Source organism: Streptomyces sp. NBC_00250, assembly GCF_036192275.1.
Taxonomy (GTDB): Bacteria; Actinomycetota; Actinomycetes; order Streptomycetales; family Streptomycetaceae; genus Streptomyces.
This window is the reverse complement of the sequence record NZ_CP108088.1, coordinates 7854864-7876885: the sequence shown is the minus strand read 5'-3', so window position 1 is coordinate 7876885 and position 22022 is coordinate 7854864. Positions and strand designations below refer to the sequence as shown.

Here is a 22022-nt window from a genome sequence, read left to right as displayed (position 1 = left end):
CGCATGTCCCACGATTCCGACCGGGCCCGGTCCGGAGACGGCGGCTGGATCGGCCGTTCCGTCCCACGCGTCGAGGACGACCGGCTGCTGCGCGGCAACGGCCGCTACGTCGACGACATCGCCCTCCCCGGCGCCGTCGAGGCCGCCTTCCTGCGCAGCCCGCACGCCCACGCCCGCATCGAGTCGATCGACGTGACCACGGCCCTGGCCGCACCCGGCGTCGTCGCCGTGTGGACCGGCGACGACGTGGCGGACCTGCCCGCGATGCTGAACAAGGAAGAACTGCGCACCCCGCCGGGCCTCGCCGAACTCCTGGACCCGCTGGTCCGGATGACTCCCATGCCCCTGCTCGCCCGCGACAAAGTCCTCTACGTCGGCCAGCCCGTCGCCGTCGTCCTCGCCGAGAACCGTTACCTCGCCGAGGACGCCCTGGAACTCGTCGAGGTGCGGTACGCCCCGCTGCCGGTGCACGTCGACCCCGAACATGCCCTGACCGAGGGCGCGACCCGATTGCACGAAGACCTGCCGGACAACACCGCGGTCGCCGTCGCCACCCGCGTCGGTGACCCGGAGGAGGCGTTCGCCGGCGCGCACGCCGTGGTCAGCGAGCAGTTCGAGGCTCACCGGTACGTCGCCTCGCCGATCGAGACCCGTGCGATCTCGGCCCAGGTCGATCCGTACAGCGGCCGGCTGACCGTCTGGTCGGGCACCCAGACCCCGCACCGGCTGAGGGACGCCATCGCCCACACCCTCGGCCTGGAACCCGCCACGGTCCACGTCATCGCGGCCGACGTCGGTGGGGGCTTCGGCCAGAAGGGCATCCTCTACGTCGAGGAACTCCTCATCCCGCACGCCGCCCGTCACCTCGGCCGCCCCGTGCTGTGGCGCGAGGACCGCAACGAGAACCTGACCGCCTCCTCGCACGCCCGCGAACAGATCCACCGCATCGAACTCGCCGCGGACGCCGAGGGCCGCCTCATCGCCGTACGCGACCGCATCACCGTCAACTTCGGCGCGTACAACATGACCGGGCTTGTCGTGCCGTACAACTCGCTGTGCCACCTCCTGGGCCCCTACCGCGTCCCGAACGTGCACATCGACGTCGTCGGCGTGCTCACCAACACCACCTTCGCCACGCCCTACCGGGGAGCCGGACGTCCCGAGACGGTCTTCGCCATGGAACGAGCCATGGACCGACTGGCCGCGGAACTGGGCATCGAGCCCGAGGAGCTGAGGGCACGCAATCTCGTGCGGCCCGACGAGATGCCGTACGCGACCGGCCTGGTGGACCGCTCGGGCAGACCGCAGACCTACGACTCCGGGGACTTCCCCGAACTCCTGCGCCGCGCCGTCGCGAAGGCCGACGTCGACCAGGTACGCGCCCGACAACGCGAAGGCGCCCGCGACGGCAAGCACGTCGGCATCGGATTCGCCATGTACATAGAGGCCACCGGCCTCGGACCGTTCGAGACCGCGCGCATCGACATCGCCCCCAGCGGCCGGGTGCGGCTCGCCATCGGCGCCCCTTCCCAGGGGCAGGGACACCGCACCTCCATGGCGCAGATCGCCGCCGATGCCATCGGAGTGCCCCTCGATGTCATCGACGTGGTCGGCGGCGACACCGAAGCCACCCCGTTCGGCGTGGGTACCATCGCCAGCCGCGCCCTGGTCAACGCCGGAAACGCCACCCACCGGGCAGGCCGGCTCGTCCGCGAGAAGATCGTCGAAGCGGCAGCCCGCCGCCTCGGTGTCTCGGAAGGCCGCCTCGACCTGAGCGACGGCATCGTGCGGGCCAAGGAACCGGGCGGCCCCTCCATCAGCCTGGCGGAACTGGCCGGGAAGGCACCGCTGCCCGGCACCCCCGAACCCACCGACGGCCGGCACGGCACCGAGATCAGCGAGACCGTGCACTTCCGCCCACCGGGTTTCGCGGTCGCGAGCGGAGCGCACGCGGCCGTCGTCGAAGTCGACGAACACACGGGGGAGATCGAGATCCTGCACTACGTCGTCGTCCACGACGCGGGCAACATCGTCAACCCGATGATCGCGGAAGGACAGGTCACCGGCGGCATCGCGCAGGGGATCGGCGGAGCGCTGTACGAGGAGATGGTCTACGGCCCCGACGGTCAGCCCCGCACCGGCACCTACATGGACTATCTGGTGCCCACGTCCTCGGAGATCCCCGACCTCGACATGGACGAGATCTTCACCCCGAGCCCCATGAACGACCTCGGCGTCAAGGGACTCGGCGAAGGCGGCGCGATCGCCCCCCAGGCGGTGCTCGCCGGGGCCGTCGAGGACGCGCTGCGCCCCTTCGGCGTGGTCGTACGACGCGGCCCCCTCTCGCCCAGCCGGGTGCGCGCACTGATCCGTACGGCAGCCGGCACCTGAGTCCGCCCCACACCTGAACAGGCTCCGCATCCACGGCCGTCCCCGGCCGGTCGCCTCCTGATTGGACAACCATGCAGCTCGATCACTCCTTCACCGTCCCAGCCCACCTCGACGACGCCTGGAAGCTCTTCCAGGACCTCGACCGGGTCGCGCCCTGTATGCCCGGCGCCGTGCTGGACACCCTCGACGGCGACTCCTTCACCGGCCGCGTCAAGGTCAAGGTCGGCGCGGTGCAGATGAGTTACCGCGGCGAGGGTACCGTCACCCGCGACGACGCCGCCCGCTCGATGCTCCTCGACCTCAGCGGGAGCGAGACCCGCGGCGCGGGCACCGCGTCGGCCACGGTCACCGCGACGCTGACCGTCGACCCGGCCGGCACCCTGGTGCGCGTACGCACGGACCTCGACATCACCGGCCGGCCGGCACAGTTCGGCCGGGGCATCATGACCGAGGTCGGCGACCGCATAGTCCGGCAGTTCGCCACCCGACTCGAGGAACTTCTGCGGGACGCCGGGCCCGCCGCGTCCGAGATGTCCACGACGGGCGCGGCGGAAACCCTCCAGGGCCGGCGCGCGACCGAACCGGAAGCCATCGACCTCGGTGCGGCGGCGCTGCCCGTGCTGCTCAGGAAGGCTGCTGCACCCACGGCGGCCGTACTGTTCGCAGTGGTGGTGATCCAGGCGCTGAGGCGGCGCTCCCGCAGGTGATGTCCTACGGTGCGCCCCCGGCCCGAACCACGATCCCGGAGCAGCCGTTGGCGGGCAGGAATGGGCGAGGAAAGGACATGCATGCTGGAGGCGCTGGGCCTGAGCACGGCCGAGTCTCAGGTCTACCAACTGCTGGTGGGGCGTGGCCGAAGCCGAGTCGACCGGGTGGGGCAGCTCCTCGGGCTGAGCGGCGATGATCTCGACGAGGCCCTGAGAGGACTTGCGAACAAGGGCCTCGTCACCATCACCGACGACCGGCCCACACACGTAATACCCGCCCCGCCGGACATTGCCGGGGAAACGCTCCTGCTGTTGCGGATGAACGAACTCCAGTCCGTCAGAGGTGTGCTGAGACAGCTCACCAAGGAATACCGCACCACTGCAGGACCTGCCTCGCTGGAGGAGATCGCCGAGATCGTGCCGGAGGAGACACTGGCGCAGCGATACGAGCAGATCCAGCGTCGCGCGCGCCAGGAGGTGCTGCGTTTCGACACGGCGCCCTATCTGGTGGACGAGGACGTCAACGCGGCCGAGCTCGAGCAGCTGACCGCAGGCATTCGTTACCGTACGGTGTACGACCGCGCCGCGCTCGAGGAGGACGGCACACAGGGGGAGATGCGCCTGTACGCGGATGCCGGCGAGCAGGCACGTGTACTCGGCAGGCTCCCCGTCAAACTCGTCATCGCCGACAGATCCGTCGCCCTCGTGGCACTGAGAACCGACGGCCGCAGACCGCCGGGTGCCGTGGTCCAGATCCATCAGGGGCCCCTGCTCGACGCCCTGATCGCACTCTTCGAACTTGCATGGACGTCGGCACTCCCTCTGGACCCGCGGCTCGCCGAAACACCCGGCAGAAACGAACTCTCAGTGTCAGCCGCCTGATACGGGACGGATACGCCGACACCGAGTCCGCCGAACTCCCGGCCATCGTCGACTTCCAGGGCACTCCGGACGCCGCGGCGCTGCGAACGAAGTCCGAGGACCTGCCGGGCAGCGAGAGCATGCGCGTCATGCCCCGGCTCGGGCTGTCCTCGGTCCACGTCCACAAGCAGTACGCGCAGGACTTCTGGAAGTCCGTCACTCCGAAGGCCGGCACCGAGCCGCCCGACTCGACATCACCACCACGGCACCAGTCCATACCTGGCTGCGAACGCTACGTCGGCCCAACGCCGAGCCCTACGCCGTACTCGGCGGCATCCAGCCCGCCAAAGCCGTGCACTACCTCCGCACCGACGCACCCAACGAGGCATCGACCGCTTGGCCGCCGTCCTGCTCCACTCCCTCGACACCCTCGGCCGCGAAACTTGCTGCAGATGTCGGAGTTCAACGCTGCGTAGTCAGCACCAAACCAGCACGGGAGTCAGCACCGCACCACCAAAACGTGCCCGATCAGTGCAACCCGGACAGCCCCTCTCCCGGCCCCTCTCGGGCCTTCGGCAGGGTCGCAAGAGCAGGCCATGGAGGCCGGGCGCACACGGCACACCCGAACTATGGTGTCCCACCACATACGACCCTGACCTGCTGCTTCCTACGGTGTGGCGACACCGAAACGTCCCCGCACATGCCTGGAAGTGGTGCACATGGCCGCCGCAACAACCTCCCCGACCCCACCCGGTTCGCTCAAGCGCATCGTCGCCGCCAGCCTCATCGGCACCACCATCGAGTGGTACGACTTCTTCCTGTACGGGTCCGCCGCCGCGCTCGTGTTCAACAAGCTGTTCTTTCCCGAGTCCGATCCGCTCGTCGGGACCCTGCTGTCCTTCCTGACGTACGCGGTCGGGTTCGCAGCCCGGCCCCTCGGGGCGCTGGTGTTCGGGCACTACGGCGACCGGCTGGGGCGGAAGAAGCTGCTGGTGCTCAGCCTGCTGCTGATGGGTGGGGCCACCTTCGCCATCGGGTTGCTGCCGACGCACGCGACCGTCGGGTCCGCCGCCCCGGTGCTGCTGACCGTGCTGCGGCTCGTGCAGGGGTTCGCGCTGGGTGGTGAGTGGGGCGGGGCCGTCCTGCTCGTGTCCGAGCACGGGGACGCCAAGCGGCGCGGGTTCTGGGCCTCGTGGCCGCAGACCGGCGCGCCGGCCGGGCAGTTGCTCGCGACCGGTGTGCTGTCGGCGCTGACCGCGCTGCTCTCCGAGGCCTCCTTCGCCTCCTGGGGCTGGCGGGTTCCCTTCCTGCTCTCCGGTGTGCTCGTGATCGTCGGCCTCTGGATCCGGCTCTCGGTCGACGAGTCTCCTGTCTTCAAGGCGGCCCTCGCCGCCGCCGAGGAGCGCAAGGCGGTCGCCGGGCAGGTCGAGAAGATGCCGCTGGTCGCCGTGTTGCGTCACCACTGGCGGGACGTCCTGATCGCGATGGGCGCGCGCATGGCGGAGAACATCTCGTACTACGTGATCACCGCGTTCATCCTCGTGTACGCGACCACCCAGGTCGGCCTCTCCAAGCAGACCGCCCTGAACGCCGTCCTCATCGGTTCCGCCGTCCACTTCGCGGTGATCCCGCTCTGGGGCGCGCTGTCCGACCGGCTCGGCCGCCGTCCCGTGTACCTGATCGGCGCGATCGGTGTCGGTGCCTGGATGTTCCCGTTCTTCACGCTCATCGACCGGGGCACCTTCGGCAGCCTGCTCCTCGCGGTCACCGTCGGTCTGGTCCTGCACGGAGCGATGTACGCGCCGCAGGCCGCGTTCTTCTCCGAGATGTTCGCGACCCGGATGCGCTACTCCGGCGCCTCCATCGGCGCCCAGTTCTCCTCCGTGGCCGCCGGCGCGCCCGCCCCGCTGATCGCGACGGCGCTCCTCGCCGACTTCGGCAACTCGACCCCGATCGCGCTGTACGTGATCGCCGCCGCGCTGCTCACCGTCGTCGCCATCGCCTGCGCCAAGGAGACCCGCGACCGGGACCTCGGCGATATCGAGGAGCGGACCGCCGCCGACGCCAAGGTCGGCGTCGACGCCTGAGACGTCTGAGAGGCCTGAGGCGTACTTCAGCGTTGGACGGCCCGGTGCCCCGCTCGTCGACGAGCGGGGCACCGGGCCGTCCTCTACTTTCCCGTGACCGTGACCGCGTCCGAGAGTGCGTGCAGGCGCAGTGCCAGCTGGATCTCCAGGGCCCGGGACGGGGACTGCCAGTCCGGGCCGAGGAGTCGGCCGACGCGTTCCAGGCGCTGGGCCACCGTGTTGACGTGGACGTGGAGGTCGTCCTTGGTCCGGGCCGGGCTCATCCCGCTCGCGAAGTACGCGTCCAGGGTGCGGACCAGGTCCGTGCCCCTGCGCCGGTCGTACGCGACGACCTGGCCCACCGTGCGTTCGACGAAGCCGTGGATGTCGCGGCTGTCGGCGAGCAGCAGCCCGAGGAAGCCGAGGTCCTCGGCGGCGGCGCCCTGGCCCGAGCGGTGCAGGAGCCGGAGCGCGTCGAGGCAGCGGCGGGCCTCCTCGTACGCGACGGCCACCTGGTCCGGGTGGTCCAGGGGCGCGCGTACGGGAGCGGAGGCGCCGACGGTGACCGGTTCGCGCAGGGTGCCGCCCAGGCTTCTCGCGGTCTGCCGGGCGAGGTCGGCGGCGCTCTCGCCGGGGCCGAGCGGCAGGAGAAGGACCGTTCCGCCGTCGCGGGCCGAGGCGAGTCCGTGGCGGGTGGCGGCCAGGTGGGTGGCGGCCGACCACAGGCGCTGCCGGTCGGCGCTCTCGCGGCCGCCCGCATCGGGATCGGCCGTGCCGCCGGCCCGGTCGATCCGGGCGGCGAGCACCACGTGCGGGGCTTCGCTGTCGGTACGGAGCCGGGCCGCGCGCTCCCGGAGCAGCCGGCGGTCCCGGTCCGGGGCGTCGAGGAGGTCGTCGAGGAGTTCGCCCCGTACCCGCTGCTCGGCCTCGCCCGCCGATCGGCGGGCGAGCAGGAGCAGCGAGGTGACCAGCGCGGCACGCTCCAGGGTGCGCTGGTCGACCGGGTCGAGGTCCGGCTGGCCGTGCAGCACGAGGGCGCCCAGGGTCTCGCCGCCGGCGGAGACGGTTGCGACCCAGTCGTCGCCCTCGCGGACCGCGTGGCCCCCGGCGCGGCGGGCGGCTCCCGCGCCTTCCTCGGTGAACTCGACCGTTCCGCCGAGGACTTCGGAGACGGCATCGGCCACGTCGTGGACGCCGCCGCCGTGTAGGACCAGCTCGGACAGCCGGTCGTGGACCTCCGAGGCGCGCTCGATGACCCCGCTGTGCTCGCGGATGATGTCGTTGGCACGCTCCAGCTCCGCGAGGGCCGAGCGGGTCTCGGCCAGGAGGTTGGCCGTGTCGATGGCGACGGCGGCGTGCGCGGCGAACGAGCCGAGCAGCGCGACCTGTTCGCGCTCGAAGACCCTCGCCCTGCGGTCGGCGGCGAACAGGACGCCGATGACCTGGCTGCCGAGGCTGAGCGGGACGCCGAGGATGGCGACGAGGCCCTCGTCCCGTACGGCCGTGTCGATGGTCCGGGTGTGCTGGAAGCGCGCGTCGTCGAAGTAGTCGTCGGTGACGTACGGGCGGGCCGTCTGGGCGACGAGACCGCCGAGCCCCTCGCCCATGCCCAGTCTGAGCTGCTGGAAGCGGGCGGAGACCGAACCCTCGGTGACCCGCATGTACGTGTCTCCGGCGGCCGGGTCGTTGAGGCTGAGATAGGCGCACTCGGTGCCGAGGAGCGAACGGGCGCGCTGGACGATGGCGCGCAGCACGGCGTCGAGGTCGCGGAGTCCCGCGAGGTCGTGGGCGGTGGCGAAGAGCGCGGACAGTTCCGCCTCGCGCCGCCGCCGTCCCTCCAGCTCGGCCCGGACCCGCAGGGCGAGCTGCTTGGCCTCTTCGAGTTCGGCCAGCGCCTCGGGGCCCGCGCCGCTCGCACGGGCGAGCAGCACGGGCCGGTCGTAGGCCTCCGTCGCGGCTCCCCGGGAGAGGAGTTCGAGATAGGAGACGTGTTCGTGGGACATGGACACAGGGATACCTGCCGAACGTGTGGTCGCACCACCCCTGTGGACAACCTTCACAGGGACATCAGGGGCAACCTTCAGTGGGCGGTCCAGCCGCCGTCGAGGGTGAGGGAGGTACCGGTGATGAACGAGGCCTGGGCGGTGCAGAGGTAGAGGACGGCCTCGGCGACCTCGTCCGGTTCGATGAGCCGCTTGAGCGCCGAGTCCTTCAGGAGGACCTCGGAGAGGACACGCTCCGGGGGGATGCCGTGGGCCGCGGCCTGGTCGGCGATCTGCCGTTCGACGAGCGGGGTGCGCACATAGCCGGGGTTGACGCAGTTGGAGGTGACCCCGTGCGGGGCGCCTTCCAGGGCGGCGGTCTTGGAGAGGCCCTCCAGGCCGTGCTTGGCGGCCACGTACGCGGACTTGAAGGCCGAGGCGCGCAGCCCGTGGACGGAGGAGATGTTGACGATCCGGCCCCAGCCCTGGGCGTACATGTGCGGCAGGGCACCCCGGATGAGGCGGAACGGCGCTTCCAGCATCACGGTGAGAACGGTGTGGAAGACGTCCGGCGGGAACTCGTGGAGGGGGCGGACGAGCTGGAGTCCGGCGTTGTTGACCAGGATGTCGGCGCCGTCGGCGGCGGCCTCGGCGGCGTCCAGATCGGTGAGGTCGAGCAGCCGGGGTTCGAGGCTCCCGGGGAGCGCGGCGGCCTCCTCGGCCAGGGTCTCCAGGCCCTCGGCCGCACGGTCGACGGCTCTGACCCGGGCCCCCGAGGCGGCGAGCCGCAGCGCGCAGGCGCGCCCGATGCCGCCGGCCGCGCCGGTGACGACCGCGGTGCGGCCGGTGAGGTCGAGGACGACGGCATGGGGCCGGGGTGCGGCGGAGACCGAGCCGGGACCGGACGCGGAGTCCGGACCCGCTGCGGAATCGAGATCCGTTGCGGCACCGGGGACGGTGATGGGGGCGCTCATGCTCCGCACCCTATGAAGGGCCCACTCCCCCACCGATGTGCTCCGGTCCCATAGTTCAGCTGGTTTCTGTGGTGCGGAACCATGTGGGTTCGTCGGCCAGCGCCTTCTCGATCCGCAGATACGAGAAACGCTTCATCTCCGGCAGGTCGTCCACGTCGAACCAGCCGACCTCGGTCGACTCGTCGTCGTTCACCCGTGCCTCACCGCCCACCGCGCGGCAGCGGAAGGAGACGTCCAGGAACTGGCACTGGTCGCCGTTGGGGTAGACGACGGGCTTGCGGAGGGTCTCGACGAGCACGATCCGCTCGACCTCGCACCGCACGGCGGTCTCCTCGAAGACCTCGCGCACCGCGCAGTCGGCGGGCTGCTCGCCGGGCTCGACGATGCCCCCGATGACCGCCCAGCGTCCGTTGTCGGCGCGTCGGCCGAGCAGCACCCGGCCCCGGTCGTCGAACACGACGGCGCTCACCCCGGGTAGGAAGAGGAGCTGGTGGCCGGCAGTCTCGCGCAGGGCCCGGATGAAGTCAGGGGTAGCCATGCCCCGACCCTAGATCATCTACGGATCGGGTCGCGGGCCCTCTTTCCCGGGCCCGGTTCCGCTCCACTCGGACCGCGTGCGCCCGGCCCGGACTCCGCTTCACTCCGACCGCGTGCGCCCGGCCCGGGTTCCGCTTCACTCCGACCGCGTGCGCCCGGCCCGTACCGAACGGAAGGCCGACCAGCCGAGACCGGCCGCCGCGAGCGCCACGAGCAGGGCCTCCGGCAGGGTGCCCATCCGGGTCGCCGGGGTCAGCGAGGAGCGCAGCGGCACCTTCTCGACCAGGACGTCCGGGGTGAACATCTTCGTCTCCGCGACGATCTCGCCGTCGGGGCGGATGATGGCGCTGACCCCGCTGGTGACGGGCACGACGACCGACCGGCTGTGCTCGACGGCCCGTACCCGGGACATCGCGAGCTGCTGGTAGGTCATCTCGCTGCGCCCGAAGGTGGCGTTGTTGCTGGGTACGGAGATGAGCTGGGCGCCATGCGTGACGGTGTCCCGCACGGCCCAGTCGAAGGCCGCCTCGTAGCAGGTGGCGAGGCCCACCTTCGTACCGGCCAGGTCGAAGACGCCGATCTTCGTGCCGGCGCCGAAGTCGCGGCTCACACGGTCGACGTTGCTGTTGAAGATGCGGACGAAGGACCGCATCGGGATGTACTCGCCGAAGGGCTGGACGTGCCGCTTGTCGTACGTGGCGACGGGGCCGCGGTCCGGGTCCCACTCGATGAGGGTGTTGCGGAGCTTGCCGGTCTCGGGCGCGATGACCGCGCCGACCACGGTCGGTACGCCGATCTTCCGGACGGCGCCCTCGATGACGTCGGCCGCGTCGGCGTTCGCGTACGGGTCGATGTCCGAGGAGTTCTCGGGCCAGAGGACGAAGTCGGGCTGGGGCGCGCGGCCGGCCTTCACGTCCTCGGCGAGTTCGCGGGTGCGGGCGGCGTGGTTGTCGAGGACGGCCCGGCGCTGGGCGTTGAAGTCGAAGCCGAGGCGGGGCACGTTGCCCTGCACGGCGGCAACGGTGGCGGTGCCGTCCTCGGCCGAGTCGTCGACGAGCGGCAGCGCCGCGAGGGCGCCGGTGACCGGGACGAGCACGGCGAGCGCGGCGGCGACGAGCGGGCCGCGCGGGAGGGTCCTGGCGCCGGTGCGGGTACCGGAGGCACTGTCCGCACCAGTGGCGGTGTCCGCGACGGTGGCGGCGTCCGTACCAGGGGTGGCGTCCGTACCAGGGGTGGCGTCCGTGTCGGATGCCGTGCCCGTGCCCGGGGCCCGGCGGGCCTGGATCTGGCGGTACGTCTCGTACAGGCCGAAGCCGCAGAGGGCGACGGCGAAGCCGAGCACCGGGGTGCCGCCCACGGCGGCGAGTGGCAGGAAGATCCCGTCGGCCTGACCGAAGGCGATCTTGCCCCAGGGGAAGCCGCCGAACGGCACGCGCGCGCGTGCCCCCTCCGCGAGGATCCACACGGCGGCGGCGAAGACCGGCCACAGCGGAAGCCGGGAGACCGCCGCGATGCCGAGGCCGGCGACGGCGACGAAGAGCGCCTCGACCGCGGCGAGGGCGAGCCAGGGGCCCGCGCCGACCTCCTCGCCGGTCCAGACGAGGAGGGGCATCAGGAAGCCGAGCCCGGCGAGGTACCCGAGGCCGAACCCGGCGCGGAGCCGACGGCCCCGCAGGGTCCAGCCGAGCAACGCGAAGGCCGGCAGGGCGAGCCACCACAGGGGGCGTGGCGGGAAGCTCAGGTAGAGCAGGAACCCGGACAGCAGAGCCGCCCCGGGCCGTACGAACCGCCGCAGCCGGGACAGCCGGGAGCCCGGCGTGGGTGCGGTGTCGGCTCCGGACGCGTCGACGGGGGTGATGGTGGCGCTCACCTTGCGGAGTCTACGGGTCGTTCCTGTCGACCGAGGGGAGCGGGCGGGCCGAACGCCGGGCCGGGTGACCCGCCCCGGGTCCCGGGCTCACGCCGGTCCCCGCGCATCCGGAGTCAGACGGGGCGGCCGGTCGGCGCGGGCGGTGTCGGCGGGGCCATGTCGCGGAGGTGGTCGCGGATGACGCGGACCGCGGACTCGGCGTCGTCGACGGTGACCGTGAACGTCCGTCCGTCGCCCAGCCGCAGGATCAGGCCCTCGCCCCGCCGCACGACCACGGCCGTGCCCTTCTCGGGGCGCCATCGGTAACCCCAGCCGCCCCAGTGGCGCGGGGTGACGCTCGGTTCGAAGTCGGCGCCGACGACGAGGGAGAGGGGGATACGGCGGCGCGGCACGCCCATGTGGCCGCAGCGGACCTCCATGGCGCGGTCGTCGACCTTCACGGCCACATGGACGAAGGCGAGGGTGCCGAAGAGGACGAGCAGTCCGGCGGCGACGCAGCCGATCACGGCCATCAGGAGGGGTGCGATGCCCGAGGTCCAGGCCGATGCGACGGCGAGGGTGATGCCGAGGGCGACGCAGGCGGCACCGGCGGCGGCCGCGAGCCACTGAAAGCGGTTGGTGGCGCGGCCGGTCCACACGGCGGGCGTCGGCTCGTCGGCGTACTGATTCCGGGCATGCTCCCTCATATCGGGAAGAGTACCCAGGATCGTCAGGAACAGCGCGACGGGACGAAGTCGTCCGCGCACGGTCGGTGAGGGGCAGCCGCGGCGAGCGGCCGGAGACGTCCACGCGCGGTCGGTGAGGGGCCGGCGGGCAGCCGGTGGGCGTCCGGCTCAGTGCGCGGGCGCGACCGCCCCGAGGAGCCGGCCTTCGGCGTACCCCAGGGCCGTGGCGGGGAGCCGTCCGGGACGACCGCTGAGCAGGACGGAGAGGCTGCCGGTGGGGGCCGCGTCGGGGGTGGGTTCCGCGCCGACGCGGCGCAGCGCCTGAGCGGCGACGGCGTCGGCGGAGCCGTGGAAGACGAGCGGGGGCAGTCCGGCGCCGCGGCGGTCCTGGAGCGCGGCGAGGATGCGCTCCTCGACCAGTTCGTAGTGGGTGCAGCCGAGGACGACGGTGCGGACGTCCCGGGGGGTGAGCTCGGCCGCCGCGGCGACGGCCCGGTCCACGGCCTCGGGGTCGGCGTGCTCCACGGCGTCGGCGAGTCCGGGGCAGGGCACCTCGGTGACCTCGGCGCCGTCGGCGAAGTCGCGGATGAGTCCGCGCTGGTAGGCGCTGCCGGTGGTGGCCGGGGTGGCCCAGATGGCGACCTTGCCGCCGCCCGCGGCGGCGGGCTTGATCGCGGGCACGGTGCCGATGACGGCGATGTCCGGTTCGAGGGCGGCGCGGATGGCGGGCAGAGCGTGCACGGTGGCCGTGTTGCAAGCCACGATCAGTGCCTGCGGGCGGTGCTCGGCGGCGGCGAGGGCGACGGCGACGGCGCGCTCCGTGAGGTCCTCGGGGGTACGCGGTCCCCAGGGCATGCCGTCGGGGTCGTTCGAGAGGAGGAGATCGGCGTCCGGCCGGAGTCGCCGCACCGCGGCCGCTGCCGGGAGGAGGCCGATGCCGGAGTCCATGAGCGCGATCTTCACCCGGTCACCCTAGCCGATGAGCATTCTGTCCCCCGCGATCTGGGGCAGACTGCCGCGAATGAGCACCCTCACCTGGTTCGCGCTCGTCTCCCTGGCCGTCTGGGTCTGGCTGCTGCTGGGCCAGGGCTTCTTCTGGCGCACGGACCAGCGGCTGCCACCGACCTCCCGCGACGTCGAGCCCCGCACACCCACGGAGCGGGAACGCCGGCCCCTCACACCCACGGAGCCGGAACGCCGACCGCCCACGCACACCGAGTCGGAGCCGTGGCCTCGCGTGGCCGTCGTCGTGCCGGCGCGGGACGAGGCCGGGGTGCTGCCGCTGAGCCTGCCGTCGCTCCTCGCGCAGGACTATCCGGGCGTCGCCGAGGTGATCCTGGTGGACGACGGGAGTACGGATGGCACGGGGAAGCTCGCCGCCGAGCTCGCCGCCCGCCACGGAGGGCTGCCGCTGACCGTGGTGTCGCCTGGCGAGCCCGAGCCGGGCTGGACGGGCAAGCTGTGGGCGCTGCGGCACGGCATGGCGCTGGCACGCACGCGCGGACCGGGTTTTCTGCTCCTGACGGACGCGGACATCGCCCATGAGCCGGACAGTCTCCGCCTCCTGGTGTCGGCGGCGACGACCAACGGGCTGGACATGGTGTCGCAGATGGCCCGGCTCCGGGTGGTGAGCTTCTGGGAGCGCCTGGTCGTGCCCGCGTTCGTCTACTTCTTCGCGCAGCTCTATCCCTTCCGCTGGATCAACCGGGCGCGGCCGCTCGCGACGGCCGCCGCGGGTGGCTGTGTGCTGCTGCGGACGGAGACGGCGGTGGCGGCGGACGTGCCGGAGGCGATCCGGCAGGCGGTGATCGACGACGTTTCGCTGGCGCGGGCGGTGCGGCGGGCCGGTGGCCGGATCTGGCTGGGGCTCGCGGAGCGGGTCGACAGCGTGCGCCCGTATCCGGGACTCGGCGAGCTGTGGCGGATGGTCGCGCGGAGCGCGTACGCGCAGTTGCGGCACAACCCGCTGCTGCTCGCGGGGACGGTGGCGGGGCTCGTGCTCGTCTATCTGGTGCCGCCGGTGGCCCTGGTGGCGGGTGTGTCGGGCGGGGACGGGGTGGCGGCTTGGGCGGGTGGTGCGGCCTGGGCGGTGATGGCGGGGACGTACGTGCCGATGCTCCGCTACTACCGGCAGCCGCTGTGGCTCGCTCCGCTGCTGCCGTTCACCGCGTTCCTCTATCTCCTGATGACGGTGGACTCGGCGGTGCGGCACTACCGGGGTGTCGGTGCGGCGTGGAAGGGCCGGACGTACGCGCGCCCGGAGGCTGCACCGGACCGGTGACCGTTCGGTCACTTCGGGTGGGCGGGGCGTCTTCTTAACGGAAATGGTTTTTCCGACACGGGGAGTAGCGCCGTCAATTCGGCGTGTACACATCGCCCCGGGCGGCTGCGGATTGACGCTTAATCATGCCCATGATCACTTCCCCCACCCCTTCTCGGCACCTTTTCTTTATGCGTTCTTCATGCCCGGGGCCCCGAGGTCGGTCCGGGGCGTCCGACCCGCCGGTAACCCCCTCCGAACTCGGCTTTTACGCGATCTTGAGACTCAACGGCGCCCGTTTTTGTCACGTTCGCTCGGATTGGGGATCCGCTTCTTCACGAAGCCCGTCAAACAACCCTCTAATCGGTCTCCCCAACCAGCACATCGTGGGCTTAACTTATGTGCCATGACCTCCCCCCGCTCCACCTATGGAGGCGGTTACCACACCGCGCCGTCCTTCCCGGACACCCCGATCTACGACTCCCTGGTCGCGGAGCGGGGCACGCCTCAGATCGCCCCGATCCGAGTGCCCGCCGCCTACGACACCGGCAGCAGCTTCCAGGCCTCCGGCAGCAGCTTCCCCTCAAGCGGTTCCTACCTGCCGGCGCTCCCCGCGGCACTGCCCGCCCTTCCGGTGGCGCCCTCCCCGCAGCCCTCCTACGGCAACGGCTACGGATACCCGCAGCCCACGCCGCAGATGGCCCCCGTGCCCCTGCAGCACGCCCCCGCCCCGTACATCCCGCAGCAGCAGGTGGCCCCGCGCGGCTACCAGGGCGGTCAGTACGCGCAGCCGCCCCGCCCCGCGCCCGCGGGGTACGAGGCGATGCGTCCGGCGGCCCCCCGGCCCGCTCCCGCGCCGATGCAGTACGACGACCCGTACAACCGTCCCTACCAGGGCGGGGGTTACTGACCGGCTTTCGCACTCCGGACGACGTCGGTTCCGGAGCGGCTGGCAGGATGACCGTATGCCGACTCCTGTGCTCCGCTCCGTCCACGTCCATCCGGTGAAGGCCATGCGCGCGCTGGCCCCCACGGAGGCCGAGGTCCAGCCCTGGGGGCTGGCCGGGGACCGCCGCTGGGCCGTCGTCGACGCGTCGGACAAGGTCGTGACCCAACGCCGTCACCCCCGGATGGCGTTGGCCACGGCGGAGCCGCTGCCGGACGGCGGGATCACCCTGTCCGCGTCCGGCCACCCGCCGCTGACCATCGAGGTGCCGCACCCCTCGTCCACGGTCACGGTGGAGATCTTCGACAAGCCGGTGGAGGCGGTGCCGGCCGGCCCCGAGGCGGCCGGCTGGCTCTCGGCGTACCTGGAGGGCGAGTTCCGGCTGGTCCACATGGACGCGCCCGAGCACCGGCGTCCGGTCGACCCGGAGTACGCGCTGCCGGGCGAGACGGTGAGCTTCGCGGACGGCTATCCGCTGCTCGTCGCCACCACGTCCTCGCTGGACGCCCTCAACTCGCTGATCGCCCAGGGGGACCATGCCCACGAGGGTCCCCTGCCGATGAACCGGTTCCGGCCGAACCTGGTGGTCGAGGGGACCACCCCCTGGGCGGAGGACGGCTGGACGCGGCTCGCCGTCGGAGAGGTCACCTTCCGGGTCGCCCGGCCGTGCGGACGCTGTGTCGTCACCACCACGAACCAGTTCACCGCCGAGCGCGGCAAGGAACCACTGCGGACCCTCGCCCGGCACCGCAAGAGCGACGGCCGGGTCATCTTCGGCCAGAACCTCGTCCCCGAGCACACCGGTACGGTCCGGGTCGGCGACGAGGTGAAGATCCTCGACTGACGCGTCACACTTCCCGGCCCGACAGGCGCGGAACCCTCCCCCGGGGCACACTCGTTGAAGGAGCGTTGAGCAACGAGGGGGTTCCGACGTGCGCGCAGCCATCGGACTCTGGCGCTGGCGGCACAATCCCCTGCGCCGGACCACCGATCTCGTGGAGGCCTGGGTCGCGTTCGCGGCGGTCGCGGTGCTCTGTGTCGTGGTGCCCCTGACCGGCTGGGCGGCCGGCGCCTCCGCCCACGGCTCGCTCCAGCGCGCGGTCCGCACCCAGCAGGAGCAGCGCGTGCCGACGACGGCCCGGGTCCTGCGGCCCGCCGACCGGCCCGCGAGCGGACCCCGGGCCGCGGAGGCGGCCGGTGAGGAGCGGCTGCGCCGTTCCGTCGTGGCCCAGTGGACCGCGCCCGACGGTTCGGCCCGTACGGGAACGGTGACGACGGCCCGGCGGACCGCCGCTCCGGGCGCCACCTTCCCGATCTGGACCGACCGGTACGGGCATCCGGTGGCGCCGCCGATGCAGGCGGACACGGCCCGCGCGCACGCGGCCGTCGCCGGTCTGACGGCCGCCCTCCTCGCGGGCCTCATGGTGGAGATCGTCCGCCGCCTCGCCGTACGCCGCTTGGTGTTGCTGCGGTACGCGCGCCTCGACCGCGCGTGGGCGGCGACGGGCCCCGACTGGGGCCGGACCGGTACCGGCAGCTGAGCCGAAGGCCGAAGGCAGCGGTCGAACCCGGCGGCTGGACCGGCAGTGGAACCGGCGCCGGTTCCAGGGGCCCCGCCGATGCCGGCGCGCGACCGAGCCCGACCGACCTCGACCACCCGCGACCGTCCCCTGACCGCGCGTGACACGAGCCCGGTACCCGCTCCACCGCACGTACCGGTGCGGGCCCACGACCCGTCAACCCCGTGCCCCCGCGCGCGCTACGGTGGGGCATCGGATCAGCGGCGAGGCATCAGGCGGGGGCAGGACACACCCATGGCACAGGGCACGGTCCAGGTGACGCACACCGGCACATCGCGGTGGCGGCGCCGCACGGGTGAGTACCCCTCGCTTGCCGCCGCCCTGGAGGCCGCCGGGGACGGGGACGTGCTCACCATCGCTCCCGGCACCTACCGGGAGAACCTCGTGGTGCGGCGGGCCGTCACCCTGCGCGGCCCCGAGGGCGCGATCGGCTCGGTGCGGATCGCACCGCCGGACGGGGTGCCGCTGACGCTGCGCGCCTCCGTCACCGTCCAGGACCTCCACATCGAGGGGCAGGACGTCGCCGCGCCGGCGCTGCTCGTCGAGGACGGCACCCCCGAACTGCTCGACCTGCGGATCATGACCCGCTCGGCGGCCGGGATAGAGGTGCGGGGCGCGGCCCGGCCGACGGTCCGCCGCTGCACCGTCGACAATCCCGCCGGGGTCGGCATCGCCGTCCTCGACGGCGCGGGCGGGGTGTTCGAGGAGTGCGAGGTGGTCTCCGCCGGGCAGGCGGGCATCTCGGTGCGGGGCGGGGCGCATCCGCGGCTGGAGCGCTGCCGGGTGCACCACGCCTCCGGCGCCGGGATCGCCGTGACCGGTGAGGGCAGCGGCCTGGAGGGCGTCGGCTGCGAGGTGTACGAGATCAAGGGCGCCGGGCTCCAGATCGCGGCCCGTGCCACCGCCCATCTCACCGACTCCTCGGTGCACCGCACTTCGGGGGACGGCATCACGCTCGACACCGACGCGGTGCTCACGCTCTCGGACTGCGACATCCACGACGTCCCGGAGAACGCCGTCGACCTGCGCTCTCGTTCGGTCCTGACCCTGACCCGGTCGACCGTCCGCCGCTTCGGCCGCAACGGTCTGTCGGTGTGGGACCCGGGGACCCGGGTGGACGCCAACCAGTGCGAGATCCACGACAGTACGGGCGACTACCCGGCGGTGTGGGTGAGCGACGGGGCGACCGCCGTCCTCGACGCCTGCCGGGTGCACGACGTACCGGACGCGCTCTTCGTCCTCGACCGCGGTTCGCGGGTGGACGTCGTCGACAGCGATCTGTCGCAGGTGCGGAACACGGCGGTGTCGGTGAGCGACGGGGCGACCGCCCAGCTCGACGACTGCCGGATCCGGGAGGCCTCCACGGGCGCCTGGTTCCGGGACCACGGCAGCGGCGGCACCCTCGGCGGCTGCACGATCGACTCCGTCCAGACCGGGGTCATCGTCACCAAGGGCGCCGATCCCACGATCGACCGGTGCACGGTCACCTCGCCCGCCGAGGCCGGGTTCTACGTGTCGGCGGAGGGCCGCGGCTCCTTCACCGGCTGCCGGGTGACGGGCAGCGGCGGATACGGGTTCCACGTCACCGACGGCTGCCGGACCACCCTGCGCAAGTGCCGTACGGAGCGGTGCGCGCGCGGCGGTTACGAATTCCCCGAGGAGGGCGCGAGCGCCGAGGACTGCACCAGTGACGAGAGCGCCGTCCGCTCCTCCGTGCCCGACGGCGGGACGGTCCTGACGGCCACCCAGTCGGCGGGGCTGCTCGGGACGGTACCCGCGCCGCGTACCCCGGCGGCCGTGCCGGTCCCGGCCGCCCCGGAACCCGACGCACGCTCCTCGCAGGACGTGCTCGGCGAACTGGACGCCCTGGTGGGTCTGGAGAGCGTCAAGGTGGAGGTGCGCACCCTCACCAACATGATCGAGGTGGGGCGCAGGCGTCAGGAGGCGGGGCTGAAGGCCGCCTCGGTCCGGCGCCATCTGGTCTTCACGGGCAACCCGGGCACGGGAAAGACGACGGTCGCCCGGCTGTACGGGGAGATCCTGGCCTCCCTCGGAGTGCTCGAACGCGGGCATCTGGTGGAGGTCTCCCGGGTGGACCTGGTCGGCGAGCACATCGGCTCGACGGCGATCCGTACCCAGGAGGCCTTCGACCGGGCGCGCGGCGGGGTCCTGTTCGTCGACGAGGCGTACGCCCTGTCGCCGGAGGACTCGGGCCGGGACTTCGGCCGTGAGGCGATCGACACGCTGGTGAAGCTGATGGAGGACCACCGGGACGCGGTGGTGGTCATCGTCGCGGGCTACACGGCGGAGATGGAGCGCTTCCTCACGGTCAACCCCGGCGTGGCGTCCCGTTTCTCACGGACCATCACCTTCGGCGACTACGATCCGGAGGAACTGCTCCGGATCGTGGGGCAGCAGGCGGACGAGCACGAGTACCGGCTCGCCCCGGGCACGGACGAGGCGCTTCTCGTGTACTTCACGAAGCTGCCCAAGGGCCCGGCCTTCGGCAACGGGCGTACGGCGCGGCAGACGTTCGAGTCGATGGTGGAGCGGCACGCGGGCCGGGTCGCCGAGCTCGCCGAGGCGAGCACGGACGACCTGACGCTGCTCTACCCGGAGGATCTGCCCGAACTCCCCTGATCCGCAGTGGAGTTCGGATCTCGCTGGTGGGGTACGGCGGGTGGGAGCCGGTCCAGGAGGGCGCCGCGCCGGTGGGCGAACGCCGGGTCGGCCTGGTAGTCGGAGTGGCCCAGGATCGGTTCGGGCAGCGGGTGTGCGCGGGTGCGGCCGTAGGCGACCGGGTCGAGCAGGACCGATCCGTCGACGGCCGGCCTGCCGTCCTCGGCGGGGACCCGGACGGGACCGCCGATCGGGTCGGTGGCGCGGTACAGATTGCTCCAGCAGTGGACCGTACGGTTCAGGGCGCGCAGCGCCTCCGGACCGAAGTAGGCCGGGAACCAGCGTCCATAGAGCCGCTCCAGGGGTGAGCCGTACGTCAGGAGCGCGACCCGGCCACGGGTGACGGGCTGCAGCTGCCAGACGGCGGCCGCGGCGAGGACGCTGCCCTGCGAGTGTCCCGAGATGACGAGCCGGCCGCCGGTGCTCCGGGTCCAGGAGCTCATCCGCCAGGTCAGGTCGGGCACCGCCCGTTCGGCGTAGCAGGGCGGGGCGAAGGGGTGGGCGGCGCGGGGCCAGAAGGTGCCGACGTCCCAGAGGATGCCGATGGTGCGGCGGGCGTGGGCGTCCCGGTAGGCGCGGCGACCCCAGGTGACGAAGAGCAGGAAGCCGAAGCCGATCATCCAGGATCCGATGGCCTGGGTGGCGGTGGCCAGGGACGCGAGGGCGGGGTGGGCTCCGTCGAAGGCGCGCCCCGGGACGTTTCCGCTGGCCCAGGCACCGGCGACGGAACCCGCGCCGAGGAGCAGGGTGGCTCCGGAGACGACGCCGACGAGGACGGGCGCGGAGTCGGTGAGCGACGCCCGTGCCCGGCCGGCCGCGATCTGTCCGGTGCGGACGGGGTCGCGTTCGTCGGCGGCGTCGTAGTCGGCCTCGACCTCGCTGCGCAGCCGCCTGCCGGCCAGCACGGTCCGTACGGCGAGGAGGGCGGCGGGCACGAGCAGCAGCAGGAGCAGCACGGGGATGACGGACGCCTGCCAGCTGAGCAGCACGGGCGGGCCGATCCGGGGACCGCCGTCGCCCATGCCGGGGGTGGCGGGCCCGTCGAGCCAGTCGGCGACCCGCTGGGCGACGCCGCCGGACATGACTCCGGCGAGGGCGCAGGCGAGCATGGCGACGGCGGGGCCGCCGAGTCCGCGCAGCGCGGTACGCGGGTCCCTGCGCGGCCGCTGGAGGAGCAGGGCGACCACGCCGAGCGCGACGACGAGGCCGCCCTGGACGAGGGTGAGGCCGCCGAAGGCGACATTGCCGGGCAGGGACCCGTCGGAGACCCAGCCGGGGCGGGACCACCCGGCGTACAGGGCGGTGAGCACGAGCAGGACGAGGGAGACGCCGGGCAGCCAGGAGACGAGGGCGCGTTCGACGCGCAGGTCGAGGCGGCGCTCGCTGCGGCCGCGACGGCAGACGACCCAGACGACGAGCACGGCGAGGGCGGCGACGGCGGCCTGGAGGACGCGGCCGAGGACGGCTCCGGCGCCCGGGGCCGTGGCGTCGTGCCGGGCGGTGGCCGTGGCGAGGGCGGCGGCGACGGTGAGGAGACCGGCCGCGGTGTGGGCGGCCCTGAGACGGGCGACGAGCCGGCGCCCGTACCAGAAGCCGGGGCGGCCGAGGGCGGGTCGCAGCTCGGCGGGTCCGGGACCGGGGCCGGGACCGCCCTCGCCCTGGTCCGCGCTCTCCGTGTCGGCGCCCGGGTCGGTCACGGGTTCCGCGGCCCCCGAGTCGGTGGACGGCTCGGCCACGGGATCGTCGTAACCGGTGGGCGGGCGCTGCGCCTCGTACGCGCTCCACGTCCGGTTCGACAGGTACCAGAGGAGGCCGACGAGCAGGGCGGGCACCAGGGCGGCGAGCGCGAGCCGTCGGCCGGGCGCCGACCACCAGCCGCCGCGCCCTTCGGAGAGGAAGCCGAGCCAGGAGTACGCGTCGGTGCAGGCGGTGCTGGCGGCGCACTGCCAGGCCGTCAGATCGAGGGCGACCTCGCAGGCCGCGGCGGTGAGCAGCACGGTGAGGGTGAGGGCGACGAGCCGCACCAGGACCCCGTAGAGCCGGACCAGACCCGGGCGGCCCTGGGCGGGCGGGCGCATCCAGTGCGCCAGGTTGGCGACCATGAAGGGCAGGAGCAGCAGCCACAGGGCGCGGGCGCCGTCGCCCGAGGTCAGGTTGGACCAGCAGTACGCCTCCGGGACCGGGCGGGCCGCGTACCGCTCGGGGTGGTCCTCGGCGTCGACGTCCTCGGCGCGCCGGTGCATGGCGGCGGTCCGGTCGCCGGTGATCCGTACGGTCCTGGGGTCGTCGAGCATGTCCTGGGGGGTGGCTCCGCCGACTCCGTGGACGAGGAGTTCGAGCGCCGCGCCCCCGCTCTCCGGGGCGGGTGTGGCAGGGGACACTGAGGCGACTTCCTCTCAGGGTGGGAAGATGCGACGTCGGCACCAGGATCGCGGACAGTGGTGCGCCCGCGCACCGTTCCTCACCGAATCCGACACCCATCCCCTTGTCTCCTGCGGAAGGAC

Annotated in this window: 16 protein-coding genes; 9 read left to right on the top strand and 7 right to left on the bottom strand. The window is 72.7% G+C overall.

Annotation, left to right across the window (positions count from 1 at the left end; all coding sequences use genetic code 11):
- Positions 1 to 3 precede the first annotated feature (3 nt).
- The 4 genes from OG259_RS35760 to OG259_RS35745 all read left to right on the top strand — a co-directional run bounded on the left by OG259_RS35760 (position 4) and on the right by OG259_RS35745 (position 6046).
- On the top strand, positions 4 to 2391 hold the full coding sequence (locus OG259_RS35760; RefSeq protein ID WP_328946010.1) for a xanthine dehydrogenase family protein molybdopterin-binding subunit: 2388 nt from the start codon (positions 4 to 6) through the stop codon (positions 2389 to 2391).
- A 71-nt stretch (positions 2392 to 2462) separates the two neighbouring features.
- Entirely contained in the window at positions 2463 to 3098 is a 636-nt protein-coding gene (locus OG259_RS35755; RefSeq protein WP_328946009.1) for an SRPBCC family protein, read from the top strand.
- Positions 3099 to 3179: 81 nt separating this feature from the next.
- Entirely contained in the window at positions 3180 to 3980 is an 801-nt protein-coding gene (locus tag OG259_RS35750) for a TrmB family transcriptional regulator (protein ID WP_328946008.1), read from the top strand.
- Between the two features lie 698 nt (positions 3981 to 4678).
- Positions 4679 to 6046, top strand: coding sequence for an MFS transporter (locus tag OG259_RS35745; RefSeq protein WP_328946007.1), 1368 nt, complete (start codon positions 4679 to 4681; stop codon positions 6044 to 6046).
- An 83-nt stretch (positions 6047 to 6129) separates the two neighbouring features.
- Here the strand turns inward: OG259_RS35745 and OG259_RS35740 are convergent, their stop codons facing one another.
- The 6 genes from OG259_RS35740 to OG259_RS35715 all read right to left on the bottom strand — a co-directional run bounded on the left by OG259_RS35740 (position 6130) and on the right by OG259_RS35715 (position 13016).
- Positions 6130 to 8028, bottom strand: coding sequence for a helix-turn-helix domain-containing protein (locus tag OG259_RS35740; protein ID WP_328946006.1), 1899 nt, complete (start codon positions 8026 to 8028; stop codon positions 6130 to 6132).
- A 77-nt stretch (positions 8029 to 8105) separates the two neighbouring features.
- Positions 8106 to 8981, bottom strand: coding sequence for a 3-hydroxybutyrate dehydrogenase (locus OG259_RS35735; protein ID WP_328946005.1), 876 nt, complete (start codon positions 8979 to 8981; stop codon positions 8106 to 8108).
- A 55-nt stretch (positions 8982 to 9036) separates the two neighbouring features.
- A complete protein-coding gene (locus OG259_RS35730) occupies positions 9037 to 9519 on the bottom strand; it encodes an NUDIX hydrolase (protein WP_266902379.1) in 483 nt (160 codons plus the stop codon).
- 135 nt (positions 9520 to 9654) lie between these two features.
- Complete coding sequence (lnt, locus tag OG259_RS35725; RefSeq protein ID WP_328946004.1) at positions 9655 to 11388, bottom strand: apolipoprotein N-acyltransferase; 1734 nt, start codon at positions 11386 to 11388, stop codon at positions 9655 to 9657.
- 113 nt (positions 11389 to 11501) lie between these two features.
- Positions 11502 to 12074: a hypothetical protein gene (locus OG259_RS35720; RefSeq protein ID WP_328946003.1), complete on the bottom strand. Its 573-nt coding sequence runs from the start codon at positions 12072 to 12074 to the stop codon at positions 11502 to 11504.
- A 147-nt stretch (positions 12075 to 12221) separates the two neighbouring features.
- On the bottom strand, positions 12222 to 13016 hold the full coding sequence (locus OG259_RS35715; RefSeq protein ID WP_328946002.1) for a glutamate racemase: 795 nt from the start codon (positions 13014 to 13016) through the stop codon (positions 12222 to 12224).
- 58 nt (positions 13017 to 13074) lie between these two features.
- On the opposite strand from OG259_RS35715, the gene OG259_RS35710 reads away from it, so the two are divergent.
- The 5 genes from OG259_RS35710 (at position 13075) to OG259_RS35690 (ending at position 19479) form a co-directional block, all read left to right on the top strand.
- Positions 13075 to 14334 (top strand): glycosyltransferase, encoded by a 1260-nt coding sequence (locus OG259_RS35710; protein WP_328946001.1) that lies wholly within the window; start codon positions 13075 to 13077, stop codon positions 14332 to 14334.
- A gap of 385 nt (positions 14335 to 14719) precedes the next feature.
- Complete coding sequence (locus OG259_RS35705) at positions 14720 to 15223, top strand: DUF6643 family protein (protein ID WP_328946000.1); 504 nt, start codon at positions 14720 to 14722, stop codon at positions 15221 to 15223.
- Between the two features lie 55 nt (positions 15224 to 15278).
- Positions 15279 to 16103: an MOSC domain-containing protein gene (locus tag OG259_RS35700; protein ID WP_328945999.1), complete on the top strand. Its 825-nt coding sequence runs from the start codon at positions 15279 to 15281 to the stop codon at positions 16101 to 16103.
- Between the two features lie 88 nt (positions 16104 to 16191).
- Complete coding sequence (locus OG259_RS35695; protein ID WP_328945998.1) at positions 16192 to 16800, top strand: Rv1733c family protein; 609 nt, start codon at positions 16192 to 16194, stop codon at positions 16798 to 16800.
- A 273-nt stretch (positions 16801 to 17073) separates the two neighbouring features.
- Entirely contained in the window at positions 17074 to 19479 is a 2406-nt protein-coding gene (locus tag OG259_RS35690) for a right-handed parallel beta-helix repeat-containing protein (RefSeq protein WP_266902395.1), read from the top strand.
- On the opposite strand, the gene OG259_RS35685 is transcribed toward OG259_RS35690, so the two are convergent.
- The gene (locus OG259_RS35685) at positions 19449 to 21899 is read right to left on the bottom strand and encodes a hypothetical protein (protein ID WP_328945997.1); all 2451 of its coding nucleotides are present in this window, start codon (positions 21897 to 21899) and stop codon (positions 19449 to 19451) included. The genes OG259_RS35690 and OG259_RS35685 overlap by 31 nt on opposite strands.
- Between the last annotated feature and the right edge of the window lie 123 nt (positions 21900 to 22022).

Coding starts and splice junctions, on each gene's coding strand:
- OG259_RS35760 (WP_328946010.1), top strand. CDS start 4: ATGTCCCACGATTCCGACCGGGCCCGGTCCGGAGACGGCGGCTGGATC.
- OG259_RS35755 (WP_328946009.1), top strand. CDS start 2,463: ATGCAGCTCGATCACTCCTTCACCGTCCCAGCCCACCTCGACGACGCC.
- OG259_RS35750 (WP_328946008.1), top strand. CDS start 3,180: ATGCTGGAGGCGCTGGGCCTGAGCACGGCCGAGTCTCAGGTCTACCAA.
- OG259_RS35745 (WP_328946007.1), top strand. CDS start 4,679: ATGGCCGCCGCAACAACCTCCCCGACCCCACCCGGTTCGCTCAAGCGC.
- OG259_RS35740 (WP_328946006.1), bottom strand. CDS start 8,028: ATGTCCCACGAACACGTCTCCTATCTCGAACTCCTCTCCCGGGGAGCC.
- OG259_RS35735 (WP_328946005.1), bottom strand. CDS start 8,981: ATGAGCGCCCCCATCACCGTCCCCGGTGCCGCAACGGATCTCGATTCC.
- OG259_RS35730 (WP_266902379.1), bottom strand. CDS start 9,519: ATGGCTACCCCTGACTTCATCCGGGCCCTGCGCGAGACTGCCGGCCAC.
- OG259_RS35720 (WP_328946003.1), bottom strand. CDS start 12,074: ATGAGGGAGCATGCCCGGAATCAGTACGCCGACGAGCCGACGCCCGCC.
- OG259_RS35710 (WP_328946001.1), top strand. CDS start 13,075: ATGAGCACCCTCACCTGGTTCGCGCTCGTCTCCCTGGCCGTCTGGGTC.
- OG259_RS35705 (WP_328946000.1), top strand. CDS start 14,720: ATGACCTCCCCCCGCTCCACCTATGGAGGCGGTTACCACACCGCGCCG.
- OG259_RS35700 (WP_328945999.1), top strand. CDS start 15,279: ATGCCGACTCCTGTGCTCCGCTCCGTCCACGTCCATCCGGTGAAGGCC.
- OG259_RS35690 (WP_266902395.1), top strand. CDS start 17,074: ATGGCACAGGGCACGGTCCAGGTGACGCACACCGGCACATCGCGGTGG.